The sequence below is a fragment of the Stutzerimonas stutzeri genome (assembly GCF_000952685.1).
GTDB lineage: Bacteria > Pseudomonadota > Gammaproteobacteria > Pseudomonadales > Pseudomonadaceae > Stutzerimonas > Stutzerimonas stutzeri_E.
In genome coordinates, this window is record NZ_JYHV01000037.1 from 635,126 (window position 1) to 647,740 (window position 12,615).

Annotated in this window: 15 protein-coding genes; 1 reads left to right on the forward strand and 14 read right to left on the reverse strand. The window is 60.1% G+C overall.

Translation table 11 applies throughout. The features are described from left to right. Positions 1-57: 57 nt before the first annotated feature. From UF78_RS21475 to UF78_RS21495, 5 genes are all read right to left on the reverse strand, one after another. Complete coding sequence (locus UF78_RS21475) at positions 58-1,143, reverse strand: polyamine ABC transporter substrate-binding protein (protein ID WP_045164235.1); 1,086 nt, start codon at positions 1,141-1,143, stop codon at positions 58-60. Between the two features lie 231 nt (positions 1,144-1,374). Continuing rightward, complete coding sequence (locus UF78_RS21480) at positions 1,375-2,472, reverse strand: polyamine ABC transporter substrate-binding protein (protein ID WP_045164236.1); 1,098 nt, start codon at positions 2,470-2,472, stop codon at positions 1,375-1,377. Positions 2,473-2,727: 255 nt separating this feature from the next. Further along, positions 2,728-4,086: an aspartate aminotransferase family protein gene (locus UF78_RS21485; protein WP_045164237.1), complete on the reverse strand. Its 1,359-nt coding sequence runs from the start codon at positions 4,084-4,086 to the stop codon at positions 2,728-2,730. A gap of 91 nt (positions 4,087-4,177) precedes the next feature. Continuing rightward, complete coding sequence (locus tag UF78_RS21490) at positions 4,178-5,533, reverse strand: glutamine synthetase family protein (RefSeq protein ID WP_045164238.1); 1,356 nt, start codon at positions 5,531-5,533, stop codon at positions 4,178-4,180. A gap of 40 nt (positions 5,534-5,573) precedes the next feature. Beyond that, on the reverse strand, positions 5,574-6,320 hold the full coding sequence (locus UF78_RS21495; RefSeq protein WP_045164239.1) for a gamma-glutamyl-gamma-aminobutyrate hydrolase family protein: 747 nt from the start codon (positions 6,318-6,320) through the stop codon (positions 5,574-5,576). Between the two features lie 251 nt (positions 6,321-6,571). Between UF78_RS21495 and UF78_RS21500 the strand changes: the two genes are divergently transcribed. Continuing rightward, on the forward strand, positions 6,572-7,948 hold the full coding sequence (locus tag UF78_RS21500) for a glutamine synthetase family protein (protein WP_045164240.1): 1,377 nt from the start codon (positions 6,572-6,574) through the stop codon (positions 7,946-7,948). A 40-nt stretch (positions 7,949-7,988) separates the two neighbouring features. Here the strand turns inward: UF78_RS21500 and UF78_RS21505 are convergent, their stop codons facing one another. The 9 genes from UF78_RS21505 to UF78_RS21545 all read right to left on the reverse strand — a co-directional run bounded on the left by UF78_RS21505 (position 7,989) and on the right by UF78_RS21545 (position 12,550). Then, positions 7,989-8,396 carry a VOC family protein gene (locus tag UF78_RS21505; RefSeq protein WP_045164241.1) on the reverse strand — a complete coding sequence of 136 codons (408 nt, stop codon included), beginning with the start codon at positions 8,394-8,396 and terminating at the stop codon, positions 7,989-7,991. Beyond that, positions 8,393-8,884, reverse strand: coding sequence for a helix-turn-helix domain-containing protein (locus UF78_RS21510; RefSeq protein WP_045164242.1), 492 nt, complete (start codon positions 8,882-8,884; stop codon positions 8,393-8,395). The genes UF78_RS21505 and UF78_RS21510 overlap by 4 nt, the downstream gene beginning before the upstream one ends. 93 nt (positions 8,885-8,977) lie before the next feature. Beyond that, positions 8,978-9,226, reverse strand: coding sequence for a VOC family protein (locus UF78_RS23165; RefSeq protein WP_230623716.1), 249 nt, complete (start codon positions 9,224-9,226; stop codon positions 8,978-8,980). A 247-nt stretch (positions 9,227-9,473) separates the two neighbouring features. Next, complete coding sequence (locus UF78_RS21520; RefSeq protein ID WP_045164243.1) at positions 9,474-9,836, reverse strand: TfoX/Sxy family protein; 363 nt, start codon at positions 9,834-9,836, stop codon at positions 9,474-9,476. A 13-nt stretch (positions 9,837-9,849) separates the two neighbouring features. Beyond that, positions 9,850-10,218, reverse strand: coding sequence for a VOC family protein (locus UF78_RS21525; protein WP_045164244.1), 369 nt, complete (start codon positions 10,216-10,218; stop codon positions 9,850-9,852). A 62-nt stretch (positions 10,219-10,280) separates the two neighbouring features. Next, positions 10,281-10,589 (reverse strand): chorismate mutase, encoded by a 309-nt coding sequence (locus tag UF78_RS21530; protein WP_045164245.1) that lies wholly within the window; start codon positions 10,587-10,589, stop codon positions 10,281-10,283. Positions 10,590-10,649: 60 nt separating this feature from the next. Next, positions 10,650-11,339: a class I SAM-dependent methyltransferase gene (locus UF78_RS21535; RefSeq protein ID WP_045164391.1), complete on the reverse strand. Its 690-nt coding sequence runs from the start codon at positions 11,337-11,339 to the stop codon at positions 10,650-10,652. 5 nt (positions 11,340-11,344) lie between these two features. Then, positions 11,345-11,833, reverse strand: coding sequence for a DUF1772 domain-containing protein (locus UF78_RS21540; RefSeq protein WP_045164246.1), 489 nt, complete (start codon positions 11,831-11,833; stop codon positions 11,345-11,347). A gap of 93 nt (positions 11,834-11,926) precedes the next feature. Beyond that, positions 11,927-12,550, reverse strand: a complete 624-nt coding sequence (locus UF78_RS21545; RefSeq protein ID WP_045164247.1) for a LysE family translocator — start codon at positions 12,548-12,550, stop codon at positions 11,927-11,929. Positions 12,551-12,615 lie beyond the last annotated feature (65 nt).

The window sequence follows — 12,615 nt, forward strand, 5'->3', positions numbered from 1 at the left end:
GGAATATCGATTCGATACGCGGCGGCAGCTCCGCCGCGCTCGTGTTGTTCGCGGCTTTTACTGACCGGACTTCACCTTGTTCCAACTACGCGTTTTAAGACGCAAGATCTTTTGCGGCAGCTCGGCGGAGACATACAACCGGTCCAATACTTCTTGCGGCGGATAAACCGCGGGGTCATTGCGCACCTCCTGGTCCATGAGCCCGTCCGCTTTCGGGTTGGGGTTGGCATAGCCGACGTAATCGCTGACGGATGCAATCACCTCCGGCTTCAGCAGGTAGTTGATGAACGCATGGGCTTCGTCGACATTCTGCGCGTCGGCCGGAATGGCAAGCATGTCGAACCAGAGATTGCCGCCCTCCTTGGGAATGGCATAGGCGATGTCGATGCCTTTGCCGGCCTCATCGGCACGAGCGGCGGCCTGGAAGACATCCCCGGAGTAACCGGCAGCGATGCAGATGTTTCCATTGGCCAGATCGGAAATGTATTTGGAAGAGTGGAAATACCGCACGTAAGGACGCACTTCCAGCAGTTTGGCTTCGGCCTTGGCGTAGTCGTCCGGGTTTTCGCTATTGGGGTCCAGCCCCAGATAATTGAGCATCGCCGGAATCATCTCGTCGGCCGAGTCGAAAAAGGCAATGCCGCAACCGGCGAGCTTCTTGGCGTTTTCCGGTTCGAACAACACGGCCCAGGAGTCGACCTTCTCGATGCCCAGCGCCGCGGTCACTTTCTCGACGTTGTAGCCGATGCCGTTGGTACCCCAGAGATAAGGAGCCGCGTACGCGTTGCCCGGGTCGTTCTTCTGCAACTGCTTGAGCAACGCCGGATCCAGGTTCTCCCAGTTTGGCAGCTTGCTCTTGTCCAGCTTCTGGAAAGCCCCGGCCTGGATCTGCTTGCCGAGGAAATGGTTGGAGGGCACCACCACGTCGTAGCCGGTGCGGCCGGCGAGGAGTTTGCCCTCGAGGGTTTCGTTGGAATCGAAGACGTCATAGACGGGCTTGATACCAGTCTCTTTCTCGAATTCTTCCAGAGTGGTTTCACCGATGTAATCGGACCAGTTGTAGATATGCACCGTGGCAGCCTGAGCGGATGCAGCACCGCTGACCGCAGCGGTTAGAAGAAGCGACTTCAATGTCGAGCGCATGAGAGTGTCCTCTTGTTGCAAGCCGCGCGATCAGCGGGCGAAAGGCGGGCTGTTTATTGGAAAAACCTCTAAAAATCAACTGGCACTGCGTAAAGAGCGATACGGCTACGCTCGAAAGGAGACACTGCATGCGGATCGCAAGCCAGAGATGCGGGTCCGTACATGGCCTCCTTCAGGGTTTTGTTGCCAACCCGCCAGACCTGCAAGGGGATCTGGCGAGTTGGCTGTGCATCAACGACCGGACTTGATCTTGGTCCAGCTGCGAGTCATCGCCCGCTGGGTTTTCGGATCCAGGTCCGGGAAGGTATAGAGCTTCTGCAGGACAGCCTTGCTCGGATAGATACCGGGGTCCGTGCGGATCGCCTCGTCCACCAGCGGGGTGGCCGCTGCGTTGCCGTTGGGGAACTGCACGTAGTCGGTAATAGAGGCCATCACCTCAGGCTTCATCAGGTAATTGAGGAACACATGCGCACTCTCGACATTCTTCGCGTCGGCCGGGATGGCCAGCATGTCGAAGAAAGTGCCCGCGCCTTCCTGCGGAATGTTATATTTCACCGTGACCGTGTTGCCCGCTTCCTCTGCACGCGCCTTGGCCTGGTAGATATCGCCGGAATAGCCGATGGCGACGCAGACGTTGCCGTTGGCCAGGTCCGAGATGTACTTGGAAGAATGGAAGTAGGCCACGTTCGGACGGATCTGCATGAACAGCTCCTCGGCCTTTTTCAGCTCATCGGACTTCGTGGTGTCCGGCTTGTAGCCCAGATAATGCAATGCGGCCGGCAGGATCTCCGTTGGCGAGTCAAGGAAGGACACCCCGCACGACTTCAGCTTTTCCATGTTCTCCGGCTTGAATACCAGGTCCCAAGAATCCACCGGAGCGTCCGCACCGAGCGCGGCCTTGACCTTCTCGGGGTTGTAGCCAATGCCGATGGTGCCCCACATGTAGGGAACCGAATACTGGTTGCCCGGATCGCTCGGTTGCAGTGCCTTGAGCAGGTCCTCATCGAGGTTTTGCCAGTTCGGCAGCTGGCTCTTGTCGAGCTTCTGGAATACGCCGGCCTTGATCTGCTTGGCCAGGAAGGGGTTGGACGGTACGACCACGTCATAGCCTGAGCTGCCGGCGAGCAGCTTGGCTTCCAGCACTTCGTTACTGTCAAAGACGTCGTAGACGACCTTGATACCGGTTTCCTTGGTGAAGTTCTCCAAGGTGTCTTCGGCGATATAGTCGGACCAGTTATAGACGTGCAGCACCTTGTCTTCAGCCTGCGCGGCACCGGCGACTGCGCCGGCCAGCGTCATGGCGAGTAGGGTCTTGGCAAAGGGTTTCATCCGTGCAGCTCCTGTTGTCGTCGTTAGTATCGGGGCTAGGGACAGGTTGGAAAGATGAGTGCCATCTTCCACCACTTCCCGGCAGCAAACTGAGGCAGTGCCGGCATCGACACACCCCTCGGTAAGTCAGGCCAAAGCACGCGCGCAGTCTGGCAAGGTCGGGGGCCGTTTTTCAACAACCTGAGCGTGCTGGCACGCTCATTGGTTGCATTCATCCCGGCACCGGTGTGCATTGCCCGGTGCACCTCGCCCCGCTCAGCCGAGCGCGTCCTTGGCAGTCGCATCCAGACATAGGCGAACCTTGCCGATCAGCTCGTCGATCTGCTCTTCGTTTATCACCAGCGGCGGCGAAATGATCATGGTGTCGCCCACCGCCCGCATTACCAGGCCGTTACGGAAGCAATGTTCGCGGCAGAGCATGCCCACTCCCGGATCAGCGAAACGCTCACGGGTTTTCTTGTTCTTTACCAACTCCAGCGCGCCGAGCATGCCGACGCCACGCGCCTCGCCCACCAACGGATGCTCGACCAACTCACGCCAGCGAGACAGCAAATAAGGTGCCGTCTTGCTCTTCACCTGCTCGACGATTTTCTCTTCACGCATGATGCGGATGTTCTCCAGCGCCACCGCCGCGGCTACCGGGTGCCCCGAGTAGGTAAAGCCGTGATAGAACTCGCCGCCCTCGTTGAGGGTGTGCACCACTTCGTCGCGCACCACCACGCCGCCCATCGGCAGGTAGCCGGAGGTCAGGCCCTTGGCAATCGGCATCAGGTCAGGCGCATTGCCGTAGTAGTCGCTGCCGAACCATTCTCCGGTGCGCCCGAAGCCACAGATCACTTCGTCGGCAATGAACAGGATGTCGTAGCGGGCAAGAATCTCGCGAATCTTCGGCCAGTAGCTGTCCGGCGGAATGATCACGCCGCCGGCGCCCTGGATCGGTTCGGCGATGAAGGCCGCGACCTTGTCCTCACCCACCTCGAGAATCTTCTGCTCCAGCTGCTCGGCCACACGAGCGCCGAACTCCTCCGGCTCCATGTCGCCGCCCTCACCGAACCAGTAGGGCTGGTCGATGTGCTCGATCCCCGGAATCGGACCATCGCCTTGTTCGTGCATGGCTTTCATCCCGCCGAGGCTGGCGCCAGCGATGGTCGACCCGTGATAGCCATTCCAGCGGCCAATGACCACCTTCTTCTGCGGCTGACCCTTGATCGCCCAGTAATGGCGCACCATGCGCAGCACGGTGTCGTTGGCTTCCGAACCCGAGCCGGTGAAGAACACATGGTTCATGCCGTCCGGCGCGATTTCGGCAATCGCCTTGGCGAGCGCGAGGGCCGGCGGGTGGGCAGTCTGGAAAAACAGGTTGTAGTAGGGCAGCTCGCGCATCTGCCGAGTCGCCGCCTCGACCAGCTCCTCGCGGCCATAACCCAGATTGACGCACCAGAGCCCGGCCATCGCATCGAGGATCTTGTGACCCTCGCTGTCCCACAGATAAACGCCTTCGCCACGGGTGATGATGCGCGTGCCCTTGGCGTTGAGTGCCTTGAAGTCGGTGAACGGCGGCAGGTGATGGTCGCGGCTCAGGGCTTGCCACTGCAGGGTTTGCGAATCGCTCATCGATCACCTCTTGATCAGAATTTAGCTTGAAGCTGGAAGCTGGAAGTCAAAGCGCAACGCCGAAGTCCGGCTTCCGGCTTCCAGCTGCTTTTCACACCGAGAGCATCAGGAATTCGCGCTCCCAGGAACTGATGACCCGGTGGTAGTTTTCCTGCTCGGCCCGTTTGACTGCGACGTAGCCGGTGATGAATTTCGGGCTCAGGTACTTCTCCAGTTGTCGACAGCTCTCCATCCGTTCCAGCGCGGCTTCCAGAGTCAATGGCAGGCGCAGGTTGCGCCGTTCATAGCCCCGCCCCTTCACCGGCTGGCTCGGTGGCAACTCCTCGACCATGCCGATGTAGCCACACAGCAAGCTCGCCGCGATGGCCAGGTACGGGTTGGCATCAGCCCCCGGCAGACGGTTCTCGACGCGACGGTTCTGCGGGTCTGAATCCGGCACGCGCAGGCCGACGGTACGGTTCTCCTCACCCCATTCGACATTGACCGGCGCCGAGGTGTCAGGCAGGAACCGACGAAACGAATTGACGTTGGGTGCGAACAGCGGAAGGAGCTCGGGAATGTACTTCTGCAGGCCGCCGACGTGATGCAGGAACAGCTGGCTCATGGTGCCGTCGCTGTTGGAAAAGATATTGCGCCCGGTCTCGTCGATCACGCTCTGGTGCAGATGCATGGCGCTACCCGGCTCGCCGGTCATGGGCTTGGCCATGAAGGTAGCCGCGACGTTGTGCTTGAGCGCCGCCTCACGCATGGTGCGCTTGAACACCAGGATCTGATCGGCCAGATGCAGCGCTTCGCCATGACGGAAATTGATTTCCATCTGCGCGGTGCCTTCCTCATGAATCAGGGTGTCCAGATCCAGGCCCTGGGCTTCGCACCAGTCGTACATGTCTTCGAACAGCGGGTCGAATTCGTTGGCCGCATCGATGGAGAACGACTGCCGGCCGGTCTCCTGGCGGCCCGAGCGGCCGACTGGCGGCTGGAACGGCAAATCCGGATCCTCGCAGCGCTTGGTCAGGTAGAACTCCATCTCCGGCGCGACGATAGGCTGCCAGCCTTTGTCGGCGTACATCTTCAAGACGCGCTTCAGGATATTGCGTGGCGAGAGTTCGATGGGGTTGCCCATCTTGTCGTAGGTATCGTGAATCACCTGAGCCGTCGGTTCGATGGCCCAGGGCACCAGGAACACCGCATCCGGATCGGGTCGGCAGAACATGTCGATATCGGCCGGGTCGAGGAGCTCGTAATAGATGTCGTCCTCGACATAATCGCCGGTCACGGTCTGCAGCAGCACGCTCTCCGGCAGGCGCATGCCTTTCTCGTCGAGGAACTTGTTGGTGGGGGAAATCTTGCCGCGGGCGATGCCGGTCAAATCGCTGATCAGGCATTCCACCTCGGTGATCTTGCGTTCTTTCAGCCAGCCGGTGAGCTGGTCGAGCTTGCTGGACATAACGACCTCGATGTATGAAACAGGCACCGTGCAACTGCGCTTAACGGCGCTCTGCATGCTCCCGGCATGCTCGGGCAAAGCCTTGGAACAACGCCAGATAATAAGGGTGGTCGTGCACTTTCCATTCCGGATGCCATTGCACGCCGAGTGCGAAGCTTTGCGCATGCTCCACGGAGAAGGCTTCGATCAGCCCATCGGGCGCCAGCGCTTCGATGCGCAGCCCCCCCCCGAGGCGCTCGACGCCCTGACCGTGCACCGAATTGACCTCGATGCGCGGCGGCAGGCCGAGCCGCTCCAGCAGCCCGCCAGGCTGTACATGCAGGTCGTGGCTGAGCCCGTATTGAACCTCGACCGGATCTTCGGCGCGCTCGCGATGATCGGCGTAGGGGCCGGCTTCATGCACCTTCTGATGCAGGCTGCCACCGAACGCCACGTTCATCTCCTGAAACCCGCGGCAGACTCCAAATACCGGAAGGCCGGCCTCGACCGCCGCGCGAATCAGCGGCAGGGTCAGTTGGTCGCGAGAAGGGTCGTGCGGCGTGCCTTCGGCGCTGGCGGGTCCGCCATAGCGGTGAGGTTCGACGTTGGAAGGCGAGCCGGTGAGGAACAGCCCGTCTACGCTATCAAGAAGGGCGGCTGGATCGATGAGATCATCCAGCGCCGGGATGACCAGCGGCAAACCCGCGATAGCGACTGCACGCAGGTACTTGTCGCCGGCAATGTGAAAGTTGTGGTGGCCAATCTGCCTGGTACAGGCGGAAACGCCGATCAATGGCACGCGAGGCATGGGATACTCGTCTTTCCGGATGGGGCTCGTCGGAGAGTAGTCTTGTTCATTTTTATAGACAATAGCCGACCGTTGCCGCTTCGGAAAGCTGAGTAAGCGCTTTGCGATTTTTTCTCGAACCGCCCCAAAAACGCCCATTGTGGGCCTCGACGGGGCATTTCGAGGCGCTATTGACAGCGACCTGGCTTTTCGATTGACTCCGAGACAAGCTATTTGATGATTGAAATTTTTAACAATTAAGGTGCTTCATCATGCTCCCGCCGCCGCGTGCCGTTCAGCTCAACGAAGCGAACGCATTTCTCAAGGAACACCCGGAGGTCCAATACGTCGACCTGCTGATCGCAGACATGAATGGTGTCGTTCGAGGCAAGCGCATCGAGCGCGCCAGCCTGCATCGGGTGTATGAAAAAGGTATTAACCTCCCCGCCTCGCTGTTTGCCCTCGACATCAATGGCATCACCGTGGAAAGCACCGGGCTGGGGATGGACATCGGTGATTCCGACCGAACCTGCTTCCCCATCCCCAACACGCTGAGCAACGAACCCTGGCAGAAGCGCCCCACCGCGCAGCTACTGATGACCATGCACGAGCGCGACGGCTCGCCGTTCTTCGCCGATCCGCGTGAGGTGCTGCGCCAGGTGGTGAGCAAGTTCGACGAGTTGGGCCTGACCATTTGCGCGGCCTTCGAACTGGAGTTCTACCTGATCGATCAAGAGAACGTGAACGGCCGTCCGCAACCGCCACGCTCACCGATCTCCGGCAAGCGCCCGCACTCCACGCAGGTCTATCTGATCGATGACCTCGACGAATACGTCGATTGCCTGCAGGACATTCTCGAGGGCGCCAAGGAACAGGGCATTCCCGCCGATGCCATCGTCAAGGAAAGCGCCCCGGCGCAATTCGAGGTCAACCTCCACCACGTCGCCGACCCGATCAAGGCGTGTGACTATGCGGTGCTACTCAAGCGGCTGATCAAGAACATTGCCTACGACCATGAGATGGACACCACCTTTATGGCCAAGCCCTACCCGGGCCAGGCCGGTAACGGGTTGCACGTGCACATTTCGCTACTGGACAAGAACGGCAACAATATCTTCGCCACCGATAATCCGCTGGAAAGCGAGACGCTGCGCCACGCCATTGGCGGCATTCAGCAGACCATGGCCGCGTCGATGGCCTTCCTCTGCCCTAACGTCAACTCTTACCGCCGGTTCGGTGCTCAGTTCTACGTACCGAATGCGCCCTGCTGGGGTCTGGACAACCGCACCGTGGCACTACGAGTGCCGACCGACAGCCCGGACGCCGTGCGCATCGAGCATCGTGTAGCCGGCGCCGACGCCAACCCCTACCTGCTGCTGGCGGGCGTACTGGCCGGGGTTCACCACGGATTGACCAACAAGATCGCCCCGGACGAGCCGATCGAGGGCAACTCTTACGAGCAGGTCGAGCAGAGCCTGCCGACCAACCTGCGCGATGCCCTGCGCGAGCTGGACGACAGCGAGATCATGGCGCGCTATATCGACTCCACGTACATCGACATCTTCGTCGCTTGCAAAGAGAGTGAACTGGCCGAATTCGAACACTCGATCTCCGACCTGGAATACAACTGGTATCTGCACACCGTGTGACGCCCCGGGCCCCGCACCCGAGCGTGCGGGGCTCGCTGTTTCAGCGGCGCATCTGCAGCATTTTCCATCCGTTTCCGGATGGATCACGGAAACCGGCATCCACGTTGCCGTACCGATCTTCGGGCTCCTGCGTAAATTCCACACCCTGGTCGCGCATCCGCGTGTAGGCCTCACGGCAATCGTCGACAACCAGCACGAGGGGCGGCATCGCGCCTTTGGCTACCATTGCGAGCAGTGTCTGTGCGGTCGCCGCATCGTGAGTCGGCGGTCCCGGCAAGAGCAGCCCGAGCTGGAATGTCGGCTGCTCGGGATGCTGTACCGTGAGCCAGCGGTAATCGCCGTTGCGCACGTCCGTGTGAACGCGAAAGCCGAGTTTCGTGACATAGAACGCCAGCGCTTCATCCTGGTCCCGAACGTACAAACCAGCCACTTCGATACCTTGAGTCATAGAGCCTCCTTTTCTTGGGCTCCCGTTATATCGCCCGCTTTCCGACGTCGCTTCTCCGAAACTGCCATTGTCAGGGCGGGTCGCAGCGCTGCGCCGAGGACACAGGCGGGTACGCGACCGGGGTCTTGCATCCTGGACCGCTCGTACGCTCGGATCTCGCCCGGATTCCTGCCGGTTATGTCGCGGAAGGTGCGCCCGAACGTGCCCAGGCTTCGCCAACCTGTGCGATAGGCGATCTCGGTGATGGGCAGGTCAGTTTCTCGCAGCAATGTCGTGGCTCGCTCGATGCGTCGCGTGAGCAGGTAGCGATGTGGTGGAACGCCGAACGCCTGCTTGAACGATCGTGCGAAATGGGCCGCAGAAATGCAGCTGACGCGCGCCAACCGCCAGACAGGCCAATCCTCGGCCGGTGCGGCATCCATCCTATCCTTCGCGCGCAGCAGTCGACGCAGCAACTCGGGACTCTGGCTGGCGGTTTCTCCACTCATGCAGGATCCAAGGTTGAGTCCGGTTTCCCCGAATCAAGCCGCGGGCCGACTCGATTCAGTCATCAGCCCAGTGCGCAACGGTGCGCCTGATCATCAGGCGGTTATCACCACCGAGGGCGCACTGCGCTCGGCCGGTCCATGAAAGACGGCCTCGATATTGTTTCCATCAGGATCCAGGACGAACGCGCCAAAGTAGCCGGGATGATAAGGCCGTTCGCCCGGCGCGCCATTATCCCGACCGCCCGCCGCAAGCGCTGCCAGATGAAAGCGTTGCACCGTTTCGCGATCGGGCGCCTGAAAAGCGAGATGAACCCGGGTGATATAGCCATCGGCTTTGTCCACGAACAACTCATCGGCGTGAAAGAAGCCTGGCCCCTCTTGCAGTGCATCCTCGTGCCCCAACGCCGCGAACACCGCGCGATAGAAGTTTTGCTGGCGTCAAGATCGGCGACCCGTAGGTGGATATGGTCAAAGAGCCTGCCTCGGTGAAACTGCATGACGATCTCCTCGTAAGTAAGAGCCTGTAGAAAACACTTTGCAGAGCGACGCCAGACTTGAAGCGCCTTGCTGTTCTGCCGGAAATGCTGCGTCAGGGCTCGAGCGACTTGGCTACCCTGGCCGAACGAGTCTTGCGCGGCTTGGCGGCTTTCGGGGCAGGCATGAGCGCTGCGGTTTCAATGATGAGACGGCGAAGCACATCGGTATCGTCCAGCAGCTCGTCAGCGACAGGATAGTGCTTCGCGCCGGGATACGGCGGCCGTTGTGGCAGCTCGGGCGCAAGATCGGAGGCGGCCTGGGATGGCTTGACGAAGAGGCTGTTGTCACAAGCGAACGCCACGACCTTGCCGTCAAGATAGAGTGCGTACTCTCCGAACATCTTTCGATAGGTCAGGCGACCACCCAGGCCAACCTGTTCAGCGATGTATTCCACGAAGTCGCGGCTACTGGCCATACCTTCCTCGCACTCACATCTGAGTCGGGTTTTGCTCATGCTGCAGGATATTGACCAGCTTGCCCATCGGGTCCCTGACATAGAAGCGCCGAACACCCCAGGGCTCGATGACCGGGCCGTATTCCAAGGCGATACCCGCATCCTGAACACGACGCAGGGCGTCAGATAAGTCATCCACCTCAATGGAAAGATCCGGGACAGCCGTGCCGGAGCCGCCCTGGCTTGCGAAGCTTACCTGCGCGGTCATGTTCGCCGGACTCGTATAGGTACGAATCCAGCCATGATCCATTGCCAGGTCAAGCCCCAGAACGTCTTTGTAGAATGCATGCGCAACAGCCGGATCGGCGACGGAAACGTTGGCCACGATGCGTTTGACCTTCATGCGAACTCCCATAGGAGGCGACGCGCCATAGGCGATTGCCAGTAACCGATTTAAATCCCAGGTCAGCGTTGTGCATCATTTTCAGCGAGCAACGAATGAGCTGTGAGCTCGGCTTCGATGAACGCTGCAATCATGGCGCGATAAACGTTTTCCACCACGCGAGGGTTTGCCCCCTGCTCTTGCGCAAGCAAGCCGACCTTCGCGATGACCTGTTCTACCCGATCAGGGGCTTTTACTTCGGCCACCGTCGCTTTGAAGGATGCTGCTTGCGCGACGAACGCTCCTCGCTCGGCGAGTAACGTCACTATTTCTCTATCCACCCGGTCGATGTTGTCGCGAACTTCGCCGAGTGAATGACATTTGATGCCCATCAGCACATACCTCGTTTTTCCATCTGACGTGTGGGTAAAGCGCTCGCGTTAGCGTGCCTGCTACGGCGAATCGTTAGTCGCCAACTCTGCAATGAATATGATCGAGAGCGGTTCTCTGCTCGTCGGGTGGACCGGCTCGCGCAATTCGACAAGCCGCAAGCCACTTTCCGATAGCAGCGTCGCCCAGCTTGCCAAAGTTCTGAAATACCAGGGCGGAGGATCCGTGAAAGCCGAGTCGAAACCATCCCATGACCCTTCTCGCCAGCCCTCCAGATACGGCAAATGCCCGCAGGCGGCTATCGGGTGAAGCGTTTGTACGACGAACGCGCCCTGCCGACGCAACAGCGATGGCATCGCCTTGCACAGAACCTCGACCGACTCCTTTCCCAGCAAGGAAAAATTGCAGACGACGAGATCGAAGGCTTCTTCCAGAATGCCCGCCGCAATCGCTTCGTAGGTCGCCGCGCGGAAGCGTCCAGCTCCGGCCGCTTGGGCGTGCTGAAGCAAGTCCGGGATGGCATCCACGCCAAGCACATGGACGCCTTTGGCCGCCAGCTCGCGGACCAGCCACCCCTCTCCGCAACCGACATCCAGAACGGAACGGGGCGCGCGGCTCATGACTGCGTTGACTATCGCTTCATCCGTAGCCAGCTTGCGGCTCGCGACCTGCCCGCCACGCACCGCCACCACCCATTGATGAGCATTTTTTCTCCACGAGTCGATTATTTGCTGGTCGCGGCACATGTCCATGTCGATCAAGTGGATCGCTCCTCTGCGTCGCCAGCGTTCGGTGGAAGTTCGGCGAGAATGGAGATCACCAACGCCGCCAGTGCGACTATCTGCAGGATCGCGCGCGCGGCATGCGCAAACTCCCACTGATTGCGCAGCCGCGTCCAGTCAGCAGGCAACGTCTCAGGCGACAGAGGCACCAGCGCTGCGTTCACTGGAGCGACCCATATCCAGAAAGTCGCATGCGTCGCGATCAGGCAAGTGGCGGCAAGCAACGTCCAGAGAAACGCCGTTCGGTGGCTGCGAAGGGCAACAACGAGCACCAGCACAGCGACAACCGCGCCGATCTCGCAAACACCTGAGACCTTGCCATAGGTCGGATAGAGCGTTTGTAGCAGGCCAAGCCATTGAGCACCGTTATAGGTGAGCTTGGCCGGCAGTTCCAGAAGGTGGGCGAACGCCGCGCTCAGGCTGAGGGCCGTCAGCATGATCGTGAGAAATCGCAGTGATTTCATCGTCTTGCTCCCGATGTGGCAAGCGCATGGCACTTCTTAAGCCGAGCCGTCAAGAGACGGTCCTGATGGGCAAGCACGTCCACCCACGCCTTTTTATGCGCGCTTGGCCAGCAGCGCCCATACACCCGCGATGGACAGAAGGGACCCGCCAGCCAGATTGAACCGCCGCTGTGCACGTGGCGAAGACAGCACCTTTCGAGCCGAGCCAGCAAAGACCGCGTACAAGGTCGCATTGAGCGTAGCCATGACCACGAACGTGATGGCAAGCACCCAAAGCTGCTGCGTGACACCCGCGCTCGGATCTATGAACTGAGGCAAGAAGGCTACGAAGAACACAATGCCCTTCGGGTTCAGCGCGGTTACGAGGTAGGTGTTCGCGAACAGCTTCCAACGTGAGCCCGGCGCGGCTGGTACGACCCGTTCAGTTGCCGAAATACCTGCGCGCAGGAGCTTGACGCCAAGATAGAGCAGATACAGACCGCCGGCCCACTTGACGACGGTGAACCAGAAGGCCGAAGTGGCGAGCAACGCGCCCAGCCCGAGAAGCGAGACAAGCAAGGCGGTTGAGTCACCCAGCGCCACAGCAGCAACGAGCGGCACATTGGCTCGCCGCCCATGAGCCATGGAGTAGCTGATGACCGTGAGAATGGTTGGGCCCGGGATGATCAGCAGGAGCGCAGACGCGGCGGCGAAGGCAAACCAGAGTTCGATGGACATGTGCGGTATTCCTTAAACAGCTAACGTTCGAACGAGAACGTGTCGTATATCCTGACGTTTGAGAT

Excerpts from the sequence above, each read along its gene's own strand:
- UF78_RS21475 (WP_045164235.1), bottom strand. The coding sequence starts at position 1,143 with ATGCGCTCGACATTGAAGTCGCTTCTTCTAACCGCTGCGGTCAGCGGT.
- UF78_RS21480 (WP_045164236.1), bottom strand. The coding sequence starts at position 2,472 with ATGAAACCCTTTGCCAAGACCCTACTCGCCATGACGCTGGCCGGCGCA.
- UF78_RS21485 (WP_045164237.1), bottom strand. The coding sequence starts at position 4,086 with ATGAGCGATTCGCAAACCCTGCAGTGGCAAGCCCTGAGCCGCGACCAT.
- UF78_RS21490 (WP_045164238.1), bottom strand. The coding sequence starts at position 5,533 with ATGTCCAGCAAGCTCGACCAGCTCACCGGCTGGCTGAAAGAACGCAAG.
- UF78_RS21495 (WP_045164239.1), bottom strand. The coding sequence starts at position 6,320 with ATGCCTCGCGTGCCATTGATCGGCGTTTCCGCCTGTACCAGGCAGATT.
- UF78_RS21500 (WP_045164240.1), top strand. The coding sequence starts at position 6,572 with ATGCTCCCGCCGCCGCGTGCCGTTCAGCTCAACGAAGCGAACGCATTT.
- UF78_RS21505 (WP_045164241.1), bottom strand. The coding sequence starts at position 8,396 with ATGACTCAAGGTATCGAAGTGGCTGGTTTGTACGTTCGGGACCAGGAT.
- UF78_RS21510 (WP_045164242.1), bottom strand. The coding sequence starts at position 8,884 with ATGAGTGGAGAAACCGCCAGCCAGAGTCCCGAGTTGCTGCGTCGACTG.
- UF78_RS21520 (WP_045164243.1), bottom strand. The coding sequence starts at position 9,836 with ATGGCCAGTAGCCGCGACTTCGTGGAATACATCGCTGAACAGGTTGGC.
- UF78_RS21525 (WP_045164244.1), bottom strand. The coding sequence starts at position 10,218 with ATGAAGGTCAAACGCATCGTGGCCAACGTTTCCGTCGCCGATCCGGCT.
- UF78_RS21530 (WP_045164245.1), bottom strand. The coding sequence starts at position 10,589 with ATGGGCATCAAATGTCATTCACTCGGCGAAGTTCGCGACAACATCGAC.
- UF78_RS21535 (WP_045164391.1), bottom strand. The coding sequence starts at position 11,339 with ATGGACATGTGCCGCGACCAGCAAATAATCGACTCGTGGAGAAAAAAT.
- UF78_RS21540 (WP_045164246.1), bottom strand. The coding sequence starts at position 11,833 with ATGAAATCACTGCGATTTCTCACGATCATGCTGACGGCCCTCAGCCTG.
- UF78_RS21545 (WP_045164247.1), bottom strand. The coding sequence starts at position 12,550 with ATGTCCATCGAACTCTGGTTTGCCTTCGCCGCCGCGTCTGCGCTCCTG.